The 21,288-nt window shown below is 58.7% G+C and carries 21 protein-coding genes and 1 pseudogene; 11 read left to right on the forward strand and 11 right to left on the reverse strand.

What is annotated here, in order from left to right:
• Positions 1-59 precede the first annotated feature (59 nt).
• Complete coding sequence (locus tag AB4P92_RS19980) at positions 60-737, forward strand: TetR family transcriptional regulator (protein WP_395598044.1); 678 nt, start codon at positions 60-62, stop codon at positions 735-737.
• Between the two features lie 76 nt (positions 738-813).
• On the opposite strand, the gene AB4P92_RS19985 is transcribed toward AB4P92_RS19980, so the two are convergent.
• From AB4P92_RS19985 to AB4P92_RS20000, 4 genes are all read right to left on the reverse strand, one after another.
• Positions 814-1,668, reverse strand: coding sequence for a shikimate dehydrogenase (locus tag AB4P92_RS19985; protein ID WP_395598045.1), 855 nt, complete (start codon positions 1,666-1,668; stop codon positions 814-816).
• Entirely contained in the window at positions 1,665-2,114 is a 450-nt protein-coding gene (gene aroQ, locus AB4P92_RS19990; RefSeq protein ID WP_261736601.1) for a type II 3-dehydroquinate dehydratase, read from the reverse strand. The genes AB4P92_RS19985 and aroQ overlap by 4 nt, the downstream gene beginning before the upstream one ends.
• Before the next feature lie 270 nt (positions 2,115-2,384).
• On the reverse strand, positions 2,385-3,464 hold the full coding sequence (trmA, locus tag AB4P92_RS19995) for a tRNA (uridine(54)-C5)-methyltransferase TrmA (protein WP_047303346.1): 1,080 nt from the start codon (positions 3,462-3,464) through the stop codon (positions 2,385-2,387).
• The gene (locus tag AB4P92_RS20000; protein ID WP_150597074.1) at positions 3,461-4,756 is read right to left on the reverse strand and encodes an NCS2 family permease; all 1,296 of its coding nucleotides are present in this window, start codon (positions 4,754-4,756) and stop codon (positions 3,461-3,463) included. The genes trmA and AB4P92_RS20000 overlap by 4 nt, the downstream gene beginning before the upstream one ends.
• A 222-nt stretch (positions 4,757-4,978) precedes the next feature.
• Here AB4P92_RS20000 and AB4P92_RS20005 point away from each other — a divergent pair, with 222 nt between their 5' ends.
• Both AB4P92_RS20005 and AB4P92_RS20010 read left to right on the forward strand, forming a co-directional pair.
• The gene (locus AB4P92_RS20005) at positions 4,979-5,428 is read left to right on the forward strand and encodes a DUF4879 domain-containing protein (protein WP_042562203.1); all 450 of its coding nucleotides are present in this window, start codon (positions 4,979-4,981) and stop codon (positions 5,426-5,428) included.
• Positions 5,429-5,494: 66 nt separating this feature from the next.
• The gene (locus AB4P92_RS20010; protein WP_047303489.1) at positions 5,495-6,046 is read left to right on the forward strand and encodes a DJ-1 family glyoxalase III; all 552 of its coding nucleotides are present in this window, start codon (positions 5,495-5,497) and stop codon (positions 6,044-6,046) included.
• Between the two features lie 5 nt (positions 6,047-6,051).
• On the opposite strand, the gene AB4P92_RS20015 is transcribed toward AB4P92_RS20010, so the two are convergent.
• The 3 genes from AB4P92_RS20015 to AB4P92_RS20025 all read right to left on the reverse strand — a co-directional run bounded on the left by AB4P92_RS20015 (position 6,052) and on the right by AB4P92_RS20025 (position 7,971).
• A complete protein-coding gene (locus AB4P92_RS20015; protein WP_047303344.1) occupies positions 6,052-6,339 on the reverse strand; it encodes a HigA family addiction module antitoxin in 288 nt (95 codons plus the stop codon).
• Between the two features lie 14 nt (positions 6,340-6,353).
• On the reverse strand, positions 6,354-6,632 hold the full coding sequence (locus AB4P92_RS20020; RefSeq protein ID WP_115146588.1) for a type II toxin-antitoxin system RelE/ParE family toxin: 279 nt from the start codon (positions 6,630-6,632) through the stop codon (positions 6,354-6,356).
• A gap of 100 nt (positions 6,633-6,732) precedes the next feature.
• Entirely contained in the window at positions 6,733-7,971 is a 1,239-nt protein-coding gene (locus AB4P92_RS20025) for an MFS transporter (protein WP_395598046.1), read from the reverse strand.
• A gap of 407 nt (positions 7,972-8,378) precedes the next feature.
• On the opposite strand from AB4P92_RS20025, the gene AB4P92_RS20030 reads away from it, so the two are divergent.
• The 3 genes from AB4P92_RS20030 (at position 8,379) to AB4P92_RS20040 (ending at position 11,084) form a co-directional block, all read left to right on the forward strand.
• Positions 8,379-9,824, forward strand: coding sequence for a cytochrome ubiquinol oxidase subunit I (locus AB4P92_RS20030; RefSeq protein ID WP_042561181.1), 1,446 nt, complete (start codon positions 8,379-8,381; stop codon positions 9,822-9,824).
• Between the two features lie 3 nt (positions 9,825-9,827).
• Complete coding sequence (gene cydB / locus AB4P92_RS20035) at positions 9,828-10,835, forward strand: cytochrome d ubiquinol oxidase subunit II (RefSeq protein ID WP_042561180.1); 1,008 nt, start codon at positions 9,828-9,830, stop codon at positions 10,833-10,835.
• Positions 10,836-10,916: 81 nt separating this feature from the next.
• Entirely contained in the window at positions 10,917-11,084 is a 168-nt protein-coding gene (locus AB4P92_RS20040; RefSeq protein WP_080896061.1) for a DUF2474 domain-containing protein, read from the forward strand.
• A gap of 68 nt (positions 11,085-11,152) precedes the next feature.
• Here the strand turns inward: AB4P92_RS20040 and AB4P92_RS20045 are convergent, their stop codons facing one another.
• Together AB4P92_RS20045 and AB4P92_RS20050 are read right to left on the reverse strand one after the other, a co-directional pair.
• Positions 11,153-12,277 carry a methyltransferase gene (locus AB4P92_RS20045; RefSeq protein ID WP_395598047.1) on the reverse strand — a complete coding sequence of 375 codons (1,125 nt, stop codon included), beginning with the start codon at positions 12,275-12,277 and terminating at the stop codon, positions 11,153-11,155.
• A gap of 175 nt (positions 12,278-12,452) precedes the next feature.
• Complete coding sequence (locus AB4P92_RS20050) at positions 12,453-13,166, reverse strand: autoinducer binding domain-containing protein (RefSeq protein WP_115146532.1); 714 nt, start codon at positions 13,164-13,166, stop codon at positions 12,453-12,455.
• 318 nt (positions 13,167-13,484) lie between these two features.
• Here AB4P92_RS20050 and AB4P92_RS20055 point away from each other — a divergent pair, with 318 nt between their 5' ends.
• A complete protein-coding gene (locus tag AB4P92_RS20055) occupies positions 13,485-14,261 on the forward strand; it encodes a ferredoxin--NADP reductase (protein ID WP_261736603.1) in 777 nt (258 codons plus the stop codon).
• Between the two features lie 46 nt (positions 14,262-14,307).
• Here the strand turns inward: AB4P92_RS20055 and mscL are convergent, their stop codons facing one another.
• Positions 14,308-14,721, reverse strand: a complete 414-nt coding sequence (mscL, locus tag AB4P92_RS20060; protein WP_042561176.1) for a large-conductance mechanosensitive channel protein MscL — start codon at positions 14,719-14,721, stop codon at positions 14,308-14,310.
• A 285-nt stretch (positions 14,722-15,006) separates the two neighbouring features.
• Here mscL and AB4P92_RS20065 point away from each other — a divergent pair.
• The 3 genes and pseudogenes from AB4P92_RS20065 (at position 15,007) to radA (ending at position 18,565) form a co-directional block, all read left to right on the forward strand.
• Positions 15,007-16,547 (forward strand): annotated as a pseudogene (locus AB4P92_RS20065) (catalase).
• Between the two features lie 59 nt (positions 16,548-16,606).
• Positions 16,607-17,152 carry an ankyrin repeat domain-containing protein gene (locus AB4P92_RS20070; protein WP_395598048.1) on the forward strand — a complete coding sequence of 182 codons (546 nt, stop codon included), beginning with the start codon at positions 16,607-16,609 and terminating at the stop codon, positions 17,150-17,152.
• Positions 17,153-17,197: 45 nt separating this feature from the next.
• Complete coding sequence (gene radA / locus AB4P92_RS20075; protein ID WP_008084632.1) at positions 17,198-18,565, forward strand: DNA repair protein RadA; 1,368 nt, start codon at positions 17,198-17,200, stop codon at positions 18,563-18,565.
• A gap of 112 nt (positions 18,566-18,677) precedes the next feature.
• Here the strand turns inward: radA and AB4P92_RS20080 are convergent, their stop codons facing one another.
• Positions 18,678-19,049, reverse strand: coding sequence for a PilZ domain-containing protein (locus AB4P92_RS20080; protein WP_261736606.1), 372 nt, complete (start codon positions 19,047-19,049; stop codon positions 18,678-18,680).
• A gap of 159 nt (positions 19,050-19,208) precedes the next feature.
• Between AB4P92_RS20080 and AB4P92_RS20085 the strand changes: the two genes are divergently transcribed.
• On the forward strand, positions 19,209-21,275 hold the full coding sequence (locus tag AB4P92_RS20085) for a carbon starvation CstA family protein (RefSeq protein ID WP_042561172.1): 2,067 nt from the start codon (positions 19,209-19,211) through the stop codon (positions 21,273-21,275).
• The last annotated feature ends 13 nt before the right edge of the window (positions 21,276-21,288 follow it).

Raw genomic sequence — 21,288 nt, forward strand, 5'->3', positions numbered from 1 at the left:
TTCACTGTGCGGCTCGGCCCATAATCGCCAGCCTGTGCAGTGAAGGCCGTGAGCCCGCAATGACAATAAATTCAGAACTTTCCGTAGCTCCCGTCGAGTCCGTCGCAGAGCCGCGCAAAAGTCGCAAGAACAACCCGGAAAAGACCCGTGAGAACATCTTGCAGGAGGCGATCGTCGAGTTCGTCCAGCAGGGATTGTCCGGTGCCCGCGTCGACGCGATTGCCGAGCGCATCCACACCTCCAAACGCATGATCTATTACTACTTCGGCAGCAAGGAGCAGTTGTACGTCGAGGTGCTGGAGAAACTTTACGGCGATATCCGCAACACCGAAAACCGCCTGCACCTGACTGAGTTGCCGCCCGTGGTGGCGATTCGGCGACTGGTAGAGTTCACCTTCGATCATCACGACCGCAACGTCGATTTCGTGCGCATCGTGTGCATCGAAAACATCCACAACGCGGAGTTCGTGAAGCGATCCGACGCGATCAAGGCGATGAACAACACCATCCTCGATTCACTGGGCGAGATACTGCGTCGGGGTGCTGAGGAGGGTGTATTCCGCGCCGGGCTCAATGCGCTGGATGTGCATTTGTTGATCAGTTCGTTCTGCTTCTATCGCGTGTCGAACCGCCACACGTTCAGTGAGATTTTTCAGATTGATCTGCCGGACGAAAGCATCAAGCAGCGTCATCGCGAGATGATTTGCGATTCGGTGTTGCGCTATCTGCAAGCCTGACACTTCAAAAGATCGCAGCCTGCGGCAGCTCCTGAAAAACCCTGCAGGAGCTGCCGCAGGCTGCGATCTTTGATCTCTAAATGTCCATACTTTGAAAATGCGCCAGCATCCGCTGCGCATCCGGCACCACGCCGCTGAACAACTCAAACGCCTTCACCGCTTGAAACACCGCCATGTTGCCGCCATCCAGCGTCCGGCAACCCAGTGCGCGGGCGTTACGCAACAATTCGGTTTCCAGCGGGAAATAGACGATTTCCGCCACCCACAATTCCTTGCGCAACAGCTCCACAGGCACCGGCATACCCGGCAATTTGGCCATACCCATTGGCGTGGTATTCACCAGGCCGTCGGCCAGTTTCAAGGAGCTCGACAGCTCATGCCCGGCCGCTGCTCGGCCCCCGCCGAAGTGCTGGTTGAGGTTGTTCGCCAAGTGCTCGGCGCGTTCACTGTCTACGTCGAAAATACTCAAGTGCCGTACGCCTTCGCTCAACAGCGCGTGGGCCACTGCCGCGCCAGCCCCACCGGCACCCATCTGGACCACCCGCTCGCGTGCAGCGTCCTTCAAGCCACGGCGAAAACCTTCGGCAAACCCGAGGCAATCGGTGTTGTGGCCGACACGTTTGCCATCCTTCAGCACCACGGTATTCACCGCGCCGATGCCGCGCGCTTCGTCAGACAGTTCGTCGAGCAGCGGGATGATCGCTTGCTTGCACGGGAAGGTGATGTTCAACCCGGTGTAGTTCATCCGTTCGGCGGCCAGTAACAAGTCGGGGAGGGCGCTGCTATCCATGTGCAGTTGGTCGAGGTCGATCAACCGGTACAGATAACGCAGGCCCTGTGCGTCGCCTTCGTGCTCATGCAGCGCTGGCGTGCGCGAGGCCTGAATGCCGGCACCGATCAGCCCGGCCAGTATTACGTTTTTGCGAATCATGCCGCGCATCCCTTCAGCCGCTGGCTGAAATGTTCCAGGGCCAGACGATAGCCGTGGCTGCCAAACCCGCACATTACTGCCGTGGCGATGGCTGAAACGAAGGAGTGATGCCGGAATGCCTCGCGTGCGTGGACATTGGACAGGTGCACTTCGATCACCGGCAGTTCGCTGGCCACCAATGCATCACGAATCGCCACGGAGGTGTGCGTCCAGGCCGCTGGATTGATCACGATCCCGGCGCAACGGCCACGGGCGGCGTGAATCCAGTCGAGCAGTTCGCCTTCGTGATTGGTCTGGCGAAACTCCACGGTCAGGCCGAACTCTTCACCGGCACGACCGCACAGGGCAGAGATGTCAGCGAGGGTTTCGTGACCGTAAGTTGTTGGCTCACGGGTGCCGAGCAGATTCAGGTTCGGGCCGTTGAGCACCAGAACGATAGGGGGCATGAGAGGAAACTCCACTTATTGTTTTTGGCTTTGGCCGAGGGTTTCAGCCTGTGGAGATAAAATGTACTAGATGGTTACATGGGTCAATTGAACGCTTGGGTGCTTTGGGTTTTTTGTTCGGTGATCGCACAGATCCAAAGATCGCAGCCTTCGGCAGCTCCTATATTTGGAACGCGCTCCCTCTGTAGGAGCTGCCGCAGGCTGCGATCTTTTAAGGCACCCACAAAAAAGCCGTCATCACGACGGCTTTCCTGTATCCAGCATCTGCAATCAGCGCCGGGTCAGCAGCACACCCGATTCCATGTGATGCGTCCACGGGAACTGGTCGAACAACGCGCACTGAGTAATACGGTGCGTGTCGTGCAACTGGGCGATGTTGGCCGCCAGGGTTTCCGGGTTGCAGGAGATATAAAGGATGTTGTCGAAACGCCGGGTCAGTTCGCAGGTGTCCGGGTCCATGCCGGCGCGCGGTGGATCGACGAATACGCTACCGAACTCGTAACTTTTCAGGTCGATACCGTGCAGGCGACGGAACGGACGGACTTCGTTGAGCGCTTCGGTCAGCTCTTCGGCGGACAAGCGCACCAGTGTGACGTTATCCACAGCGTTTTCGCTGAGGTTGCTCAACGCCGCGTTGACCGACGTCTTGCTGATTTCGGTGGCCAGTACTTTACGCACGCGGGTCGCTAGCGGCAGGGTGAAGTTGCCGTTGCCGCAATACAGCTCGAGCAGATCGTCAGGGCGATCGCCCAGCGCTTCGTATGCCCAGTTCAACATCTTCTGGTTCACCGTGCCGTTAGGCTGGGTGAACGCGCCTTCCGGCTGGCGGTAGCTGAAGGTACGGCCGCCGACTTCAAGTTGCTCGACCACATAATCCTGGCCGAGGACTTCGCGTTTGCCCTTGGAGCGACCGATGATGCTGACGCCCAGGTCCGCCGACAACTGGGTCGCTGCCGCGTGCCAATGCTCGTCCAGCGGACGGTGATAGCACAGGGTGATCATCGCGTCGCCGGCCAGCGTGGTCAGGAACTCCACCTGAAACAGCTTGTGACTCAACGCCGAACTCGCCTGCCACGCCGCCTTCAATTGCGGCATCAACTGGTTGATGCGCAGGCTGGCAATCGGGAACTCTTCGATGAGGATCGGCGTGCGCTTGTCATCCTGGGAGAACATCGCGTAATGCCGCTCACCGCCCTCGCGCCACAGGCGGAACTCAGCGCGCAGGCGGAAGTTCGCAAGCGGCGAGTCGAACACGGTCGGCTCGGGCGCATCGAACGGCGCCAGCAGATCACGCAGGCGCGTGACCTTGGCTTCCAGTTGTTCGGCGTAAGCTTTGGAATCGAAAGTCATGCGTTGAACCAACCCAACTTGATCACGAACAGAATCGACAGAATCACCAGCGCCGGGTTCAGCTCACGAGCGCGGCCCGACAGCAGTTTGATCGCGGTCCAGGAGATGAAGCCAAACGCGATGCCGTTGGCGATCGAGTAAGTGAATGGCATGGCCAGCGCAGTCACGACGACCGGCGCGGCGACGGTGATGTCATCCCAGTCTATTTCCGCCAGGCCCGAAGTCATCAACACGGCGACGAACAGCAGCGCCGGTGCAGTGGCGAAAGCCGGAACGCTGGACGCCAGTGGCGAGAAGAACAACGCCAGCAGGAACAGAATCGCCACGACGATGGCCGTCAGACCGGTACGGCCACCAGCACTTACGCCAGCAGCGGATTCGATGTAACTGGTGGTGGTCGAAGTGCCCAGCAGCGAACCGGCCATGGCCGCGGTGCTGTCGGCGATCAGTGCGCGACCCATTTTCGGCATGTGGCCGTCCTTGCCCATCAGGCCGGCGCGCTTGGCAACGCCGATCAGGGTGCCGGAGTTGTCGAACAGGTCGACGAACAGGAAGGCGAAGATCACGCTGACCAGACCGATGTCCAGTGCGCCTTTGATGTCCAGTTGCAGAAAGGTCGGCGCCAGCGAAGGCGGCATCGAGGTAATGCCGCCGAACGGGGTGAAGCCCATCGCGATCGAGGTGATGGTCACCGCCAGGATGCCGATCAGCACGGCGCCGCGCACTTTCAGCGCTTCGAGGGCGACGATCAGGGCGAAGCCGAGGGTGGCGAGGATTGGCGCGGGTTGTTTCAGGTCACCGAGGCCCACCATGGTCGCCGGGTTGCTGACCACGATGCCGGCGTTGTGCAGGGCGATCAGCGCCAGGAACAGGCCGATACCGGCAGCAATTGCTGAACGCAGGGGCAGCGGGATGCTGTTGATGATCCATTCGCGAATGCGGAAGATCGACAACAGGAAGAACAGCACTGCGGAAATGAACACCGCACCCAGCGCCACTTGCCAGGTGTGGCCCATGTGCAGGACGACGGTGTAGGTGAAGAAGGCGTTCAGACCCATGCCCGGTGCGAGGGCGATCGGGTAGTTGGCGATCAGACCCATCACCGCCGAGCCGATGGCGGCTGCCAGACAGGTGGCGACGAACAGCGCGCCCTTGTCCATACCGGTCTCGCCGAGAATGCTCGGGTTGACGAACAGAATGTAGGCCATGGCCAGGAAAGTCGTGATGCCCGCCAGAATCTCGGTCCGCACGTTGGTGTTGTGTGCCTTGAGTTGAAACAGCCTTTCCAGCATGTCCGCTCCCCGTGGCGCGCGTGGCGCCGTGAATGTATCGACCTCAACAGCAAAGCACAGACCGTCGCAAGCGCCTGGGAAATTGTGGTGGGCCGGAAAAAGCCGCGCATCATACCAGCAGCGTGAGGAATATGGCGGATGTTGGTGTCGATCGTCGGCGAAGTTTTGCGCTGTGGTCAACTGCGCCATACTGCGCGCAGATTTTTGGTGATGGGGGGAAGCATGAGCAAGTGTCGGTTTAAAGCTTTTGGATTGATCGCAGGCCTGATGGTCGGGACGTCGACAGTGTGGGCCGCCTCGGCGCCGCCCTTGTCGCAAGTCAAAGTCATCAAGGTGCAATCTTCGGCCTGCGGCCTTGAAGACATTGCCGATGGTCAGGCGCAAACCCAGTGCAATCACAGCGGCGCGAGCATCAAGGTCTACGTGCTGGAAGTCGGTTATGGCCAGAACCAACCGCAGGCTGCGCTGGACGGTTTCGAAGTGAACGGCACTCGGGCCCCGGTCTGTGCCTTTGATACCGGCAATCTGACCGAATGCACGCCCGGCAGCAAAACCGTCGGCTCTCTTTATACCTTCGATCTGGCGGGCAAGCAGGAAGGCACCTTCACCTTCAGCAACACCTCGATCAACGCTCCGCGCAACACAATGTCGACGCAGCTTTACATCAAGTAACGGCTGTTGCTGCGCGATCCGGGCGAAGCTGACTACGCTTTGAAGATCACCCAGCGGAAAGTGCCCATGACCTTTAGAGCCCTGATTACCCTCGCCGAGGGCATCGATGATTTGCACAGTGTGACCCTGATCGACGTACTGCGCCGCGCCGGCATCGAAGTGATGGCGGCCAGCATCGAGGGTCGCCGCATGCTGACCTGCGCCCGTGGCACGCGCCTGACCGCTGACGGCATGTTGGTTGATGTGCTGGCGCAGACCTTCGACCTGATCGTCCTGCCCGGCGGTGCCGTCGGTTCACAACACCTGGCGGCGCATCAACCGCTGCAACAATTGCTTAAGGATCAGGCCAGTGCCGGGCGCCTGTTCGCCGCCATCGCCGAAGCCCCGGCTGTCGCCCTGCAAGCCTTCGGTGTCTTACGCCAGCGACGCATGACCTGCCTGCCGAGCGCCAGCCATCAACTGTCGGGTTGCACCTTTGTTGATCAACCCGTTGTCGTCGACGGCAACTGCATCACCGCCCAAGGCTCCGGCGCCGCGCTGGAGTTTGCACTGACGCTGGTCGAGCAATTGGGCGGCAAGGCGTTACGGGTGAAAGTGGCGGGGGAGTTGGTGGTTTGAAGTGATCAGGCGTGGGCAGCGAGAGGTTCAATCGCTGGCTGCTCGCGATGTTCCGCCTGCCACAGATCGTAATCTGTTTGTACACCCAGCCACACGCGCGCCTTGCCAATGCCCGCTCGCTCCAGCCGTACCGCCAAGTCCGGACTAATGGGTGCATGGCCGTGCAATACGCGGGAGAGATGCGGGCGAGCGAAGCCAAGGTGTCGTGCCAGTTCAGTAACGCTGATGCCAAGTTCGGGCAAGACGTCCATCAACAATGTTTCACCGGGATGTGGCGGGTTGTGCATGGGCATGAGCCTGCCTCCTGTCAGTGGTAGTCCAGATAATCGACCAATTCGATATCCGAGCCGATAAATCGAAAGATCACTCGCCAGTTGCCTGAAACACTTAGCGACCAGTAATCCCAGAGCTCGCCCTTGAGAGGATGCAAGCGCCAACCCGGAAGATCCAGATCTCCCGGAAGTGTCGCGCGATCCATGAACTGCAGCATGCGAGCCAAGCGTTTTGCGTGGTCGGCGCGAATTCCGCGAGTTGAACCTGTTTCATAGAAGCCCCGAAGGCCTTTGTGCTGAAAGGATTTGATCATGGCGGCGAGTGTAAGGCGATACATTACACTCTGTGCGGTATCCATGTACCGCACCTTCGCGATTAATTTGTGCTCGTCGTGCTGAGTTCTAAAGCGAACGTCAAACCTTCACCTCGTCCACCGGCACATGCATCCGGTCGCGGTTAGCCAGCGTCGGGAACAGTTTGATCCACGTCCCGGTCACCACCAGCGTGCCGATGCCGCCCATGACCACCGCCGGCACGGTGCCAAACCAGTGGGCGGTGACGCCGGATTCGAATTCGCCCAACTGGTTCGAGGCGCCGATGAACAGGCCGTTGACCGCGCTGACCCGGCCGCGCATTTCGTCCGGGGTTTCCAGTTGCACGAAGGAGGCGCGGATCACCATGCTGATCATGTCCGCCGCGCCCAGCACCACCAGTACGGCCAGCGAGAACCAGAACGAGGTCGACAGGCCGAAGGCAATGGTCGCGACGCCGAAGATGCCCACCGCGGTGAACATCACGCGGCCGACGTTACGCTCCACGGCAAAGCGCGCGAGGAACAGCGACATCCCCAGCGCGCCGACTGCCGGCGCCGAACGCAGCAGGCCCAGGCCCCACGGGCCGGTCAGCAAAATATCCTTGGCGAACACCGGCAGCAGCGCCGTGGCGCCACCAAGCAGCACCGCGAACAGATCCAGAGAAATCGCACCGAGAATGTCCGGGCGGCTACGGATGAAGCGAATCCCCGCCAGCAGTGAATCCAGCGTGGCTTTGCCTTTGTTCAGCGGTGTCTGACGGGCCGGCAGGTTGAGCATCAATGTGCAGGCAATCACGTACAGGAGCACGGTCGGGCCATAGACCCAGACGCTGCCGAACGCGTAGAGCAGACCGCCAAGCGCCGGGGCAACAATGGTTGCCGACTGCTGCGCCGATTGCGCCGCCGCGACGGCCCGCGGGAACAGCGCACTGGGCACGATGCTCGGCAACAGCGCCTGAGTGGTCGGCATCTCGAACGAGCGCGCCGCGCCGAGCAGGAAGGCGAGGATGAAGATCAATTCGCGGGTGACGTGATCGGTGGCACTGCCAATGGCCAGTGCCAGCGCGATCAACGCCTGCAACGACTGACAGATGGCCGCGACCTTGCGTCGATCGTAGCGGTCGGCGACGTGCCCGGTGTGCAGCATGAACAGTACGCGCGGGGCGAATTCGACCAGGCCGACCAGACCCAGATCGAGGACATTGCCGGTCAGTTGATAGAGGTTCCAGCCGATGGCCACGGTGAGCATCTGGAAACCGCTGGCGGTGAAAATCCGTGCGAACCAGAACGCCAGGAACGGACGATGATGACGTAACAGCAGGGGCTCTTGGCTGGGCATCTGAAGGCAGGTCTGGCTCGAGGGGAACTGCGAGATTATCACCAGTCTGTAACAGGAAGTTGCTGTGATAAAAAATTTAGTTAGCCAGACATCGATCTTGACCCGCTGCCTGACGGCGTGTGGCGAGGGAAGGCGTGGCAAAGGGTTGCTGCGGCAGTGAGGCAACTTGTCACGCGGCAAACGACCACGCAGTTCTTCGTCGGAAATGGGACTACTCTTTCAACGTTGCTTGATCCAGATCAAGACCCTCCCGGGCCATGTTCTGGTGGCCCGTTGGCCAGACTCCCTGCGTTGCGATGGTTGTAAAAAAAGAACGAATCGGAATTCGCCGCACTCCATATCCGTGGGGGCAGTAGGTGCAGGGGCCACAAGCCCCGACGCCGGTATTACCTGACAGAGGAAGACTTATGTTCGGTTTAGAGGCACTCGATCTCGCCCGAATTCAGTTCGCGTTCACCATCTCGTTCCACATCCTGTTCCCGGCCATCACCATCGGCCTGGCGAGTTACCTCGCGGTGCTCGAAGGCTTGTGGCTGAAAACCCATAACGACACCTACCGTGACCTTTACCACTTCTGGTCGAAGATCTTTGCGGTCAACTTCGGCATGGGCGTGGTTTCCGGGCTGGTCATGGCCTATCAGTTTGGCACCAACTGGAGCCGCTTTTCGGACTTCGCCGGTGCTGTCACGGGACCGCTGCTGACCTATGAAGTGCTCACGGCATTCTTCCTTGAAGCCGGTTTCCTGGGCGTGATGCTGTTCGGCTGGAACAAGGTCGGCCGCGGCTTGCACTTCTTCTCCACGGTGATGGTAGCGGTCGGTACGTTGATTTCGACCTTCTGGATTCTGGCCTCCAACAGCTGGATGCAGACCCCGCAAGGTTTCGAAATCATCAACGGTCAGGTGATCCCCACTGACTGGTTTGCAATCATCTTCAACCCGTCATTCCCTTACCGTCTGATGCACATGGCGACCGCGGCGTTTGTTGCGACGGCATTTTTCGTCGGCTCCTCAGCGGCCTGGCACTTGCTGCGCGGCAAGGACAATCCGGCGATCCGCACCATGCTGTCGATGGCGATGTGGATGGCGCTGATTGTCGCGCCGATCCAGGCTGTCATCGGTGATTTTCACGGTCTCAACACCCTCAAGCATCAACCGGCAAAAATCGCCGCGATTGAAGGCCACTGGGAAAACAAGGGTGACGAAGCAACACCCCTGATCCTGTTCGGCTGGCCGGACATGAAGGAAGAGAGAACCAAGTTTGCCGTAGAGATTCCGTATCTCGGCAGCCTGATCCTCACGCACTCGCTGGATAAGCAAGTACCGGCGCTCAAGGACTTCCCGCCCGAAGACCGGCCGAATTCGACCATCGTATTCTGGTCGTTCCGGATCATGGTTGGCCTTGGATTCCTGATGATTTTCACCGGCCTGTGGAGTCTGTGGCTGCGCAAGCGCGACACGCTCTACACCTCGCGTCCGTTTCTTTATCTGGCGCTGTGGATGGGGCCGTCTGGTCTGATTGCGATCCTCGCAGGCTGGTTCACCACTGAAATCGGCCGCCAGCCGTGGGTGGTTTACGGGCTGATGCGCACGGCTGATGCGTCTTCCAATCACAGCTTCGCGCAGATGAGCATCACGCTGATCATGTTTGTGGTGGTGTATTTCGCGCTGTTCGGTGCCGGTCTCGGCTACATGATGCGCCTGGTGCGCAAGGGGCCGAAGATCAGCGAGGGTCAGGAAACACCGGATGGTGGGCCTGGCAAGAAACGTACACCGGCCCGTCCGTTGTCCGCAGCCGACGATTCGTCCGATGCCGACCACGGCGACGACGTCACCCTGACCAAGGAGATTTGACTCATGGGTATTGATCTTCCGCTGATCTGGGCCGTGATCATCATCTTCGGCATCATGATGTACGTGGTCATGGACGGCTTCGACCTGGGCATCGGGATCCTCTTCCCGTTCATCCCGGGCAAGGTCGACCGTGACGTGATGATGAACACCGTCGCCCCGGTCTGGGACGGTAACGAAACCTGGCTGGTGCTCGGCGGTGCGGCGCTGTTTGGCGCCTTCCCGCTGGCGTATTCGGTGGTGTTGTCGGCGTTGTACCTGCCGCTGATCTTCATGCTGATCGGCTTGATTTTCCGCGGCGTGGCGTTCGAGTTTCGCTTCAAGGCCAAGGACGACAAGCGTCACCTGTGGGACAAGGCATTCATCGGTGGCTCGGTGGCCGCGACGTTCTTTCAGGGGGTGGCGCTCGGGGCGTTCATCGATGGATTGCCGGTGGTCAATCGGCAGTTTGCCGGTGGTTCACTGGATTGGCTGACGCCGTTCACGATGTTCTGCGGCGCGGCACTGGTGGTGGCTTACGCATTGCTCGGCTGTACGTGGCTGATCATGAAGACCGAAGGCAAGCTGCAAGAGCAGATGCATAACCTCGCACGGCCACTGGCCTTCGTGCTGTTGGCGGTGATCGGTATTGTCAGTATCTGGACGCCGCTGGCCCACCCGGACATCGCGACGCGCTGGTTCAGCATGCCGAACGTGTTCTGGTTCATGCCGGTGCCGATTCTGGTGCTGGTGACGATGTACGGCTTGATCCGCGCCGTGGCGCGTAACGCCAATTACATGCCGTTCCTGCTGACGCTGGTGCTGATTTTCCTCGGCTACAGCGGTCTGGGCATCAGCCTGTGGCCGAACATCGTGCCGCCGTCGATATCGATCTGGGACGCCGCCGCACCGCCGCAAAGTCAGGGCTTCATGCTGGTCGGCACGCTGTTCATTATCCCGTTCATCCTGGGTTACACCTTCTGGAGCTACTACGTGTTCCGCGGCAAGGTTACCCATGAAGACGGTTATCACTAGAACTGTAGGAGCGGGCTTGTTCCGGGCGGCGTTCCGACGATGGCGTCGGCGGCGTTATTCAGCTAACGGAGGATCGATGCAATGACTGGCAAACATTCCCTGCACGACATTAAAGAAGCCGAAAAAAAGCCGCTGTGGCAGCGGCTCGGCTGGTTGGCGATGATCTGGATTGGTAGCGTCGGCGCACTGTTTATCGTCGCGAGCCTGATGCGCATGTTCATGAACGCCGCAGGTCTGACCACCCACTGAAACATCCCGTCGCCTTCAAGGTACGGTTTTGAAACCCTCCGAACGGAGGGTTTTTTCTGCCTGGCGTTTTACTTGCGGGCTTTGAGAATCACGAATTTCGGTGTGTTCGCCACTTGTTCGACACCGCGGAACAGTCGCGCCAGTTTGCTGTGATAGCCCAGATGGCGATTGCCGACGATGTACAACGCACCGCCTACCACCAACGCTTCGCGCGCTTGCTGGAACATGCGCCAGGCCAGGAAATCACCGACCACTTGCTGCTGATGGAACGGCGGATTACACAGCACCACGTCCAGCGATTGCGCTTCCTGACCGGCCAGACCATCGCCGGCACGCACGATCATGTCGCGATCACCAAGTGCTGCGCGCCAGTTCTCGGCAGCCGACTGCACCGCCATGAACGATTCGTCGACCAGCGTGTAGTGCGCATCGGGGTTTTGCAGGGCGCTGGCAATTGCCAGCACACCGTTGCCGCAGCCAAGGTCGGCGACCCGTGCACTGCCAAGGTTCTTGGGCAGATGCGGGAGAAAGGCACGGGTGCCGATGTCCAGGCCTTCTCGGCAGAATACGTTGGCGTGGTTGATCAGTTCGATGGCCGGCGCGTCGAGACGATAACGCGAAGGGTAGGGCGACACCGCCGGTTCTTTCGCTTCAGGGGTGGCAATCAACAGCCGTGCTTTTTTCACCGCCAGTGACGCCTGTACCGGGCCGATGTAGCGTTCCAGCAAATCGCCTGCAGCGCGTGGCAGATGTTTAATCATGGCGGCGGCGATCACTTCTGCGCCGGGCGCCAGTTGCCCTTGCAGGCGAATCAGTTGTTCTTCCAGCAAGGCCAGGGTTTTCGGTACGCGGATCAGTACTCGGTCGAACGGCCCGACCAAGGGCTCGCTCGCCGGGATCCTCTGGATCGCATCGAAGGCCTGGCCATTGCGCAGCAGATTCTTTTCCAGGCCCTGAAAACCCAGAAATGAATCGCCGCTGCTGCTGACTTCAACCTTGCCCAGCAAACTGGCGGCCAACGCGCCGAAGCTGTCGTTGAGCACCAGTACCCGTGTGCCGGCCACCGGTTGCTGCGCCGCCAGGTAATTGAGCAAATATTCATCGGCCGCGTCGAAAGCTTGCAGCGGTTCATTTTGCTGTTCGGGCTGGCGAATCAGGTCGAGTTGGGCGAAGGGCGTGTCAAGCAAGGGCATGGGGCGGGGACTCAGGGTGGTCAAGGTGTGTTCCGCGGCTGGGTTACTTGCGGCGGAACCCGACCCAGTGGACAGCGACTCTGACAAACAGCGTCATCACTCGGGAAGGGCCTGAATGGTACGTTTTTTTCCGGTGCAATACCCGTAAGTTTTTGAAGGACGCCAAGCGGCGATGTCAGATAATGCCGGCTCTGGCAGCGGCGATAACCGCAGAAATCTTGTTGCAGACGTTGAGTTTCTCAATCACGTTTTGTACGTGATAGTTAACGGTGCGCTCGCTCAGGCTGAGGATTTTTGAAATTTCATAGGCGGTTTTTCCGCCAGCCGACAATTGCAGAACCTCCAGTTCTCGTGGCGAAAGATGCGGCTGGTCGGGCTTCATCGACTGCTTTGGCAGCGTACGAGCAAACAATTCGCTCAAATGACTGGCTGCATAAAAGATGTAGCCAAAATGCTCATACAGTTCGAGTGGGCTGATCGGGCAGTGTTTGCGCGCCAGGCTGAGGATGCTGCACAAGCCGCTTTCCTTATGATGGAAAGATTGCGACCAGCCATGTTGCAGGCCTTGTTCCTGCAACGCTTGCCACACATGTGGAGCCTTCTCATACAGTGTTTCATTCCAGACAATCGGCATCATCGACTGATTGCAGTGTGCCGTTATCGGATCAATTGAACTGAATTTCCTTTGTTCATACTGCCTGTTCCATTCTTCGGGGTAGTTATTGATTTGCAAGGTGTTTATTGACGTAACCTGTTGCGGCATTGCAACGGTTACTGCACAAAAGTTAAAGCCAAGATTTTCGGCAAATCTGAGCAGTATCGGATACGCAGTATCGATGCCCTTGGCGAAAGTCAGCTGCTTCAACTGCGACTCCTTCCACGTTTCCATTAAAAATGCTCCGTGCAATTTCCGGGGTGCTTCTTGGATCCAATCTGATCCGCACGAAAACGAGTGTAGGACGTTTCCCACGTGATGCTCCGATTATTTTGCTCTTGGAACGAGTGATTAATTGAATGGCCGGTTATTAAGTACAGAGTGTTTTATATGTGACTTATCATTGTTACGGAATTTTCCTCTCCCACACGTAATGGAAGAGTGCACGCACATTATCCCAAGGGCAGGCATCCTGATATCACTACAAATCAGAGGTATTTAAGCAGGCGACTTTGCGCGAGACTGTTGGTTAACCGTTGAATGGAGTGCCCAATGACTGCCAGCACAGACAAATTCACCCATCAGACCTTGCTTGACGTGCAACCGTTGACGCCCAATCTGTTCACTCTGCGTACCACCCGTGATGCGGGTTTTCGCTTTCGTGCCGGTCAGTTCGCGCGACTCGGTGTGATCAAGGCCGATGGCAGCACAGTTTGGCGCGCCTACTCCATGGTCTCTTCACCGTTTGACGAGTTTCTTGAGTTCTTTTCTATCGTGGTACCCGGAGGCGAGTTCACCAGTGAGCTGAGTCGACTGGAGGTCGGCGATACCTTGATGGTTGAACGTCAGGCCTATGGCTATCTGACCCTTGATCGTTTCGTCGACGGACGCGATTTGTGGCTGTTGTCGACAGGTACTGGGGTGGCGCCTTTCCTGTCGATCCTTCAGGATTTCGAGGTCTGGGAAAAATTCGAGAGGATCATTCTTGTGTACAGCGTCAGGGAAGCGCGCGAACTGGCTTACCAGTCGTTGATCGCCGAACTGGCACAGCGTGATTATCTGGCGGAGCACATCCACAAGCTGCAGTACATTCCCACTGTCACTCGCCAGACGCATCCCGGTGCGCTGAACGGGCGGATCACGACGCTGATCGAGAACGGTGAGCTGGAACGCGCCGCGGGTGTGGAACTGTCAGCCGAACACTCGCGCGTCATGCTGTGTGGCAATCCGCAGATGATCGACGACACGCGTGCCTTGCTCAAACAGCGGCACATGAGCCTGAGCCTTGCTCGGCGGCCTGGCCAGGTGGCGGTGGAAAACTACTGGTAAACAAACGGCGCCTCGCAGGCGCCGTTTTTTTTGGGGTGTGGCTGATTCAGGGCTGATTGTTCTGAGCCTTGAGCAAATCGCGGATCTCGCCCAGCAATTCCTCTTCTTTGGTCGGAACCGGCGGCAGGCTAGGCGCAACGGCTTCTTCGCGCTTGAGACGGTTGATGGCTTTGACACCCATGAAAATCGCGAAAGCAACGATCACGAAGTCCAAAACGGTTTGGAGGAACTTGCCGTACGCGAGCATCACCGCGGGCGCATCGCCCTGCGCCGCTTTCAACGTAATGGCCAGATCACTGAAGTCCACTCCGCCGATCAGCAGGCCGATTGGCGGCATGATTACGTCACCGACAAAGGATGAAACGATTTTGCCGAAGGCGGCACCGATGATGATACCGACGGCCATGTCGACCACATTGCCTTTGACCGCGAAGGCCTTGAACTCGTTAAGCACGCCCATAGGTTATTTCCTTGTTACAGATGAGTTTGGTGTTGGCAGTGTAAATCAGTAAAACGCTTACTGCGCGAAACACCTTCTTACAATGCACATTTTTATCGACACATGAATAGACGATTAGTTTTCAAAGTGCCACTAATCGCGCGCGATTTACGCCATAACCACATGACTTGGAAGGAATTTTTTTCAATCATTGCGTTACGTTCTTTCTATTTATGTTCAGCGTTGCGGGCCTCTAGCCTTGTGTTGGCGCACCTGGATGCGCTCAAAAAAACAGAGGATCCTGATATGAATTCCGCTATTGGATTAGGGGCTTTTCCCCATCGCCGCACGCTTGGGGTCATCACCGCCAGCCTGCTGACCTTTTCCGTGCATGCCGCCCCGCTGACTCGCGACAACGGTGCCGCGGTAGGTGACAACCAGAACTCGCAGACTGCAGGAGCCAATGGCCCGGTGCTGTTGCAGGATGTGCAACTGATTCAGAACTGCAGCGCTTTGACCGCGAGCGCATTCCCGAGCGCGTGGTACATGCACGGGGCACTGGCGCCCACGGCACCTTTACGGTGACCAACGATCTCAGCGACTTGAGCAAGGCCAAGGTGTTCGCTGCCGGCCAGACTACCCCGGTATTTGTGCGTTTCTCCGCTGTGGTTCACGGTAATCACTCCCCGGAAACCCTGCGTGATCCGCGCGGTTTCGCCACCAAGTTCTACACGGCTGACGGTAACTGGGACCTGGTTGGCAACAACTTCCCGACCTTCTTCATCCGCGATGCAATCAAATTCCCGGACATGGTGCACGCGTTCAAGCCTGACCCACGCACCAACCTTGACGACGATTCGCGCCGGTTCGATTTCTTCTCCCATGTACCGGAAGCCACGCGTACGCTGACCGAGTTGTATTCCAACTCGGGTACTCCAGCCAGTTATCGAGAGATGGATGGCAACGGTGTGCATGCCTATAAGTTGGTCAATGCCAAAGGCGAAGTGCATTACGTCAAGTTTCACTGGAAGAGTTTGCAGGGCATCAACAATCTGACGCCCAAGCAAGTCGGAAAAGTCCAGGGTCAAGACTACAGTCACCTGACTAACGATTTGGTTACGAATATAAACAAGGGCAACTTCCCGAAGTGGGACTTGTACATTCAAGTGCTAAAACCACAAGATTTGTCCAAGTTTGATTTTGATCCATTGGATGCAACGAAGATCTGGCCAGGTATTGCGGAGCGAAAAGTTGGACAAATGGTCCTTAATCGTAATCCGGCAAATGTGTTTCAGGAAACTGAACAAGTAGCCATGGCGCCGGCCAATATTGTTCCTGGTATCGAGCCTTCGGAAGACCGCTTGTTGCAAGGTCGAGTGTTCTCTTATGCCGATACACAAATGTATCGCCTCGGTGCCAATGCCCTGCAATTGCCGATCAACGCACCGAAAGTTGCGGTGAACAATGGCAACCAGGATGGTGCGATGAACTTCGGTGCCAGCGCTTCCGGAGTGAATTATCAACCGAGCCGTCTGCAGCCGCGTGAAGAAACACAAACCGCGCGCTACAGCCAGATGGCGCTGTCGGGCAGCACTCAGCAGGCGAAGATCCAGCGTGAGCAGAACTTCAAGCAGGCAGGCGATCTGTACCGCTCGTTCAGCAAGAAAGAGCGTCGCGATCTGATCGACAGCTTTGGTGGCTCGCTGGCCACCACCGATGACGAGAGCAAGCACATCATCCTGTCCTTCCTTTATAAGGCTGATCCCGAGTACGGCACTGGTGTCACCGAAGTGGCCAAGGGTGACTTGAGCCGGGTCAAGGCACTGGCAGCCAAACTGGTCGACTGATTCCACATAACGCAACGCGGGGCCTGAGTCAGGCCCCGTTTCGCTGAGGGAGACTGCTGATGCGTGTCTATCTGTTTCTATTGTTCGGGTTTATGTCCTGTGGTGCGCTGGCAGCACCGGCCGTGCAAAGCCCTGACGCGATCAAAGAACAGCTACAGGATTACTATTTCGACGCCGCCCGGCGCGGTGATGTACCAATGCTCGATACCTTTATCGAATCCGGTTATTCACTCGACACTCGCGACGACAAGGGTTACACCGCGCTGATTCTGGCGGCTTATCACGGTCAGGCACCCGCAGTGGAGCGCTTGCTCGCCGCTGGTGCGGATGCCTGTGCCCAGGACCAGCGCGGCAACACGGCGTTGATGGGCGCGATCTTCAAGGGTGAGTTACAGATCGCCCGTCGGTTAATGGCCACCGATTGCAGCCCCGATCAACGTAACGGTGCCGGTCAGACGGCGGCGATGTATGCGGGTTTGTTCAAACGCCTTGAATTGCTCGACGCGCTGAAAGCCAAAGGCGCCGACCTTAATGCCGAAGATCCGCTGGGTAACAGCGCCGCACGTCTGGCCAGCGGCGAGATCCGTACCGCAGCGCCGCGCTGATCGGCGGCGCGTGCGTTATCATCGCGGTTTTTGTCGGGGGTTCTGATGGCCAAGGCCAAGCGCATGTACGGCTGCACCGAGTGCGGCGCAACCTTTCCCAAGTGGGCCGGCCAGTGTGGCGAGTGCGGTGCCTGGAATACGCTGACCGAAACCATGATCGAGAGCGGCGGCGCGACGGCGCCCTCCGGACGCACCGGTTGGACCGGGCAGCAGGCGCAGATCAAAACCCTGGCCGAAGTCAGCGTCGAAGAGATTCCACGGTTTTCCACTGCCTCCAGTGAGCTGGATCGTGTACTGGGCGGCGGCCTGGTCGATGGTTCGGTGGTGTTGATCGGCGGCGACCCGGGTATCGGCAAGTCGACGATTCTGTTGCAGACCCTGTGCAACCTCGCCAAGAGCATGCCGGCGCTGTACGTCACCGGCGAGGAATCCCAACAGCAAGTGGCCATGCGCGCCCGCCGCCTCGGTTTGCCTCAGGATCAGCTACGGGTGATGACCGAAACCTGCATCGAGACCATCATCGCCACGGCACGTCAGGAAAAGCCCAAGGTGATGGTGATCGACTCGATCCAGACGATCTTCACCGAACAACTGCAATCGGCGCCCGGCGGCGTGTCTCAGGTGCGCGAGAGTGCGGCGTTGCTGGTGCGCTATGCCAAGCAAAGCGGCACGGCGATTTTCCTCGTCGGCCACGTGACCAAGGAAGGCGCACTGGCCGGCCCGCGCGTGCTTGAGCACATGGTCGACACCGTGCTGTATTTCGAAGGCGAATCCGATGGTCGACTGCGTTTGCTGCGGGCGGTGAAGAACCGCTTCGGCGCCGTCAACGAGTTGGGCGTGTTCGGCATGACCGACAAGGGTTTGAAAGAGGTCTCCAACCCTTCGGCGATTTTTCTCACGCGCGCTCAGGAAGAAGTCCCGGGCAGTGTCGTGATGGCGACGTGGGAAGGCACCCGCCCGATGCTGGTGGAAGTGCAGGCGCTGGTCGATGACAGTCATCTGGCCAACCCGCGCCGTGTGACGTTGGGGCTGGATCAGAACCGATTGGCGATGCTACTGGCCGTTTTGCATCGCCATGGCGGCATACCGACTCACGATCAGGATGTGTTCCTCAACGTGGTCGGCGGGGTGAAGGTGCTGGAAACCGCATCCGACCTGGCGCTGATGGCGGCCGTGATGTCGAGCCTGCGCAATCGGCCGTTGCCCCATGACCTGCTGGTGTTTGGCGAAGTCGGGTTGTCCGGCGAAGTGCGCCCGGTACCAAGCGGTCAGGAGCGGTTGAAGGAAGCGGCCAAGCATGGCTTCAAACGCGCCATTGTGCCGAAGGGCAATGCGCCGAAGGAGTCACCGCCGGGGCTGCAGATCATTGCCGTGACCCGACTGGAACAGGCCCTCGACGCGCTTTTCGAATAACTACCAACCCGCTGTAGGAGCTGCCGAAGGCTGCGATCTTTTGATCCTGATCTTTTAAAAAGCAAGATCAAAAGATCGCAGCCTTCGGCAGCAGCTCCTACACGGCCAGGCTTTATCCGATTTCGATCAGTGCGCCCAACTCCCGCTCCAGCTCCTGCGGATCGCCCAGATTGAACTCAATCACGCGCCGCAGGCGTTCGATCGACTCCAGGCTGATGTGCTTGCAGACGAAGCCCAGTTGGCCGCGGTCATCGTGGGTCAGTTGCACATCCATCTTGATGCCGACCTCATCATCGAGATGAATCTCCACGAGGAAATGCCGTTCCCGATCACCCAGCCACGGCTCGGGTTTTTCGATCAACAGCCCCTTGAGCGAGAGATCGATCAACTTGACCTGCCAGATGTACTCGCCCTGACTCAATTCAGTTCGGGCATCGAACGCGATACGTTTGAATCGGCGACGCTCTGCTGGGTGCTCGCTCATGGCGCAATCCTCTCGAAGGTTTGCTGACTATAGACCCGACCAGCCGGGTGCAGCCAACGATCAAGGCGTCTAGACCTATGTCGGGGTATGGCCTTTGTCGTCGTAAGCGCTAAACTCGGGGTGGCTGTCTTTCTTGTCCACCCTGGCTGGAATAATAAAATGAAAAACAATAATAGCCTGCTACGCCACTTACCCTGGCTAGTGCTGGCAATCGTAGGAGCGTGCGCCCTGGGCGTAGTGGCATTGCGCCGAGGCGAGGCCATTAACGCCTTGTGGATTGTGGTCGCTGCCGTGGCCATTTATCTGGTTGCGTATCGTTACTACAGCCTGTTCATCGCAACCCATGTGATGCAACTCGATCCGCGTCGGGCCACCCCCGCCGTGCTCAACAACGATGGTCTGGACTTTGTTCCAACCAACAAACACATTCTTTTCGGTCACCACTTCGCGGCGATTGCTGGCGCGGGGCCTCTGGTCGGCCCGGTGCTGGCGGCGCAGATGGGGTATCTGCCCGGCACACTCTGGCTGATTGCCGGTGTGGTGCTGGCGGGCGCGGTGCAGGACTTCATGGTTCTGTTCATGTCGACCCGACGCAACGGCCGTTCCCTGGGTGACATGGTGCGTGAAGAAATGGGCCGTGTTCCCGGCACCATTGCACTGTTCGGCTGCTTCCTGATCATGATCATCATCCTTGCGGTGCTGGCGCTGATCGTGGTGAAGGCACTCGCCGAAAGCCCGTGGGGCATTTTCACCGTGATGGCGACCATCCCGATCGCGATGTTCATGGGCATCTACATGCGCTACATCCGCCCGGGCCGCATCGGCGAAATCTCCGTGGTCGGCGTGTTGCTGCTGCTGGGCTCGATCTGGCTGGGTGGGCAGATTGCCGCCGATCCGGTGTGGGCCAAGGCGTTCACCTTCACGGGTGTGCAGATTACCTGGATGCTGGTCGGCTACGGTTTTGTCGCTGCTTCGCTACCGGTCTGGCTGATTCTGGCGCCGCGTGACTACCTCTCCACTTTCCTCAAGATCGGTACCATCGTCGCGTTGGCGATTGGCATTCTGGTGACCATGCCCGAGCTGAAAATGCCGGCGCTGACCCAGTTCGTCGACGGCACCGGCCCGGTGTGGAAGGGCGGTCTGTTCCCGTTCCTGTTCATCACCATTGCTTGCGGTGCGGTCTCCGGTTTCCACGCGCTGATTTCTTCGGGCACCACGCCCAAGCTGCTGGATAACGAAACCAACGCCCGTTACATCGGTTACGGCGGCATGCTGATGGAGTCATTCGTGGCGATCATGGCCATGGTCGCTGCATCGGTGATCGAGCCAGGCGTGTACTTCGCCATGAACAGCCCGGCGGCCGTCGTCGGCAGTGACGTGGTGTCGGTTGCGCAAGTGGTCACCAGTTGGGGTTTTGCGATCACGCCTGAGGCGCTGCAAGCCGTGGCGAATGACATTGGCGAAACGACCATCCTCGCCCGTGCCGGCGGTGCACCGACCCTGGCGGTGGGTATTGCGCAGATCCTGCACAGTGTCCTGCCGGGTGAAAACACCATGGCGTTCTGGTACCACTTCGCGATCCTGTTCGAAGCGCTGTTCATCCTGACCGCAGTCGACGCCGGTACTCGTGCCGGACGTTTCATGCTGCAGGATCTGCTTGGCTCCTTCGTTCCGGCGCTCAAGCGTACCGAATCCTGGACCGCCAACCTGATCGCCACTGCCGGTTGTGTGGCGATGTGGGGCTGGTTGCTGTATCAGGGCGTGATCGATCCACTGGGCGGCATCAACACCTTGTGGCCGCTGTTCGGTATCTCCAACCAGATGCTGGCCGGTATCGCGCTGATGCTCGGCACCGTGGTCCTGATCAAGATGAAGCGTCAGCGCTACATCTGGGTCACGCTGTTGCCGGCAACGTGGCTGTTGATCTGCACCACGACCGCAGGCTTCATCAAGCTGTTCGACGCCAACCCGGCGATCGGCTTCCTGTCGCTGGCCAGGAAGTACAGCGATGCACTGGCCAATGGTCAGGTGCTTGCTCCCGCGAAAAGCGTCGAGCAGATGCAGCACGTGATCTTCAACGCTTACACCAACGCCACGCTGACTGTGCTGTTCCTGTTCGTGGTATTCAGCATCCTGTTCTATGCGCTCAAGGTCGGCATCGCTGCCTGGGGCAAAAAAGAGCGTACGGATAAAGAATCGCCATTCCAGGCCCTGCCGGATGCGTAACCAGAGGATTGCA

This window comes from Pseudomonas sp. A0308 (assembly GCF_044218815.1).
Taxonomy (GTDB): Bacteria; Pseudomonadota; Gammaproteobacteria; order Pseudomonadales; family Pseudomonadaceae; genus Aquipseudomonas; species Aquipseudomonas iridis.

Bases quoted from the DNA above. Each gene is read 5' to 3' on its own strand.
- cydB (WP_042561180.1), top strand. From the start codon at position 9,828: ATGGGTATTGATCTTCCGCTGATCTGGGCCGTGATCATCATCTTCGGC.
- AB4P92_RS20005 (WP_042562203.1), top strand. From the start codon at position 4,979: ATGAGCAAGTGTCGGTTTAAAGCTTTTGGATTGATCGCAGGCCTGATG.
- mscL (WP_042561176.1), bottom strand. From the start codon at position 14,721: ATGGGCGTGCTTAACGAGTTCAAGGCCTTCGCGGTCAAAGGCAATGTG.
- AB4P92_RS20015 (WP_047303344.1), bottom strand. From the start codon at position 6,339: ATGCCCATGCACAACCCGCCACATCCCGGTGAAACATTGTTGATGGAC.
- AB4P92_RS20020 (WP_115146588.1), bottom strand. From the start codon at position 6,632: ATGATCAAATCCTTTCAGCACAAAGGCCTTCGGGGCTTCTATGAAACA.
- AB4P92_RS20050 (WP_115146532.1), bottom strand. From the start codon at position 13,166: ATGGAAACGTGGAAGGAGTCGCAGTTGAAGCAGCTGACTTTCGCCAAG.
- AB4P92_RS20030 (WP_042561181.1), top strand. From the start codon at position 8,379: ATGTTCGGTTTAGAGGCACTCGATCTCGCCCGAATTCAGTTCGCGTTC.
- AB4P92_RS20080 (WP_261736606.1), bottom strand. From the start codon at position 19,049: ATGAGCGAGCACCCAGCAGAGCGTCGCCGATTCAAACGTATCGCGTTC.
- AB4P92_RS20000 (WP_150597074.1), bottom strand. From the start codon at position 4,756: ATGCTGGAAAGGCTGTTTCAACTCAAGGCACACAACACCAACGTGCGG.
- AB4P92_RS20055 (WP_261736603.1), top strand. From the start codon at position 13,485: ATGACTGCCAGCACAGACAAATTCACCCATCAGACCTTGCTTGACGTG.
- AB4P92_RS20085 (WP_042561172.1), top strand. From the start codon at position 19,209: ATGAAAAACAATAATAGCCTGCTACGCCACTTACCCTGGCTAGTGCTG.
- trmA (WP_047303346.1), bottom strand. From the start codon at position 3,464: ATGACTTTCGATTCCAAAGCTTACGCCGAACAACTGGAAGCCAAGGTC.
- aroQ (WP_261736601.1), bottom strand. From the start codon at position 2,114: ATGCCCCCTATCGTTCTGGTGCTCAACGGCCCGAACCTGAATCTGCTC.
- AB4P92_RS20010 (WP_047303489.1), top strand. From the start codon at position 5,495: ATGACCTTTAGAGCCCTGATTACCCTCGCCGAGGGCATCGATGATTTG.
- AB4P92_RS20025 (WP_395598046.1), bottom strand. From the start codon at position 7,971: ATGCCCAGCCAAGAGCCCCTGCTGTTACGTCATCATCGTCCGTTCCTG.
- AB4P92_RS20070 (WP_395598048.1), top strand. From the start codon at position 16,607: ATGCGTGTCTATCTGTTTCTATTGTTCGGGTTTATGTCCTGTGGTGCG.
- AB4P92_RS20045 (WP_395598047.1), bottom strand. From the start codon at position 12,277: ATGCCCTTGCTTGACACGCCCTTCGCCCAACTCGACCTGATTCGCCAG.
- AB4P92_RS20040 (WP_080896061.1), top strand. From the start codon at position 10,917: ATGACTGGCAAACATTCCCTGCACGACATTAAAGAAGCCGAAAAAAAG.
- radA (WP_008084632.1), top strand. From the start codon at position 17,198: ATGGCCAAGGCCAAGCGCATGTACGGCTGCACCGAGTGCGGCGCAACC.
- AB4P92_RS19985 (WP_395598045.1), bottom strand. From the start codon at position 1,668: ATGATTCGCAAAAACGTAATACTGGCCGGGCTGATCGGTGCCGGCATT.
- AB4P92_RS19980 (WP_395598044.1), top strand. From the start codon at position 60: ATGACAATAAATTCAGAACTTTCCGTAGCTCCCGTCGAGTCCGTCGCA.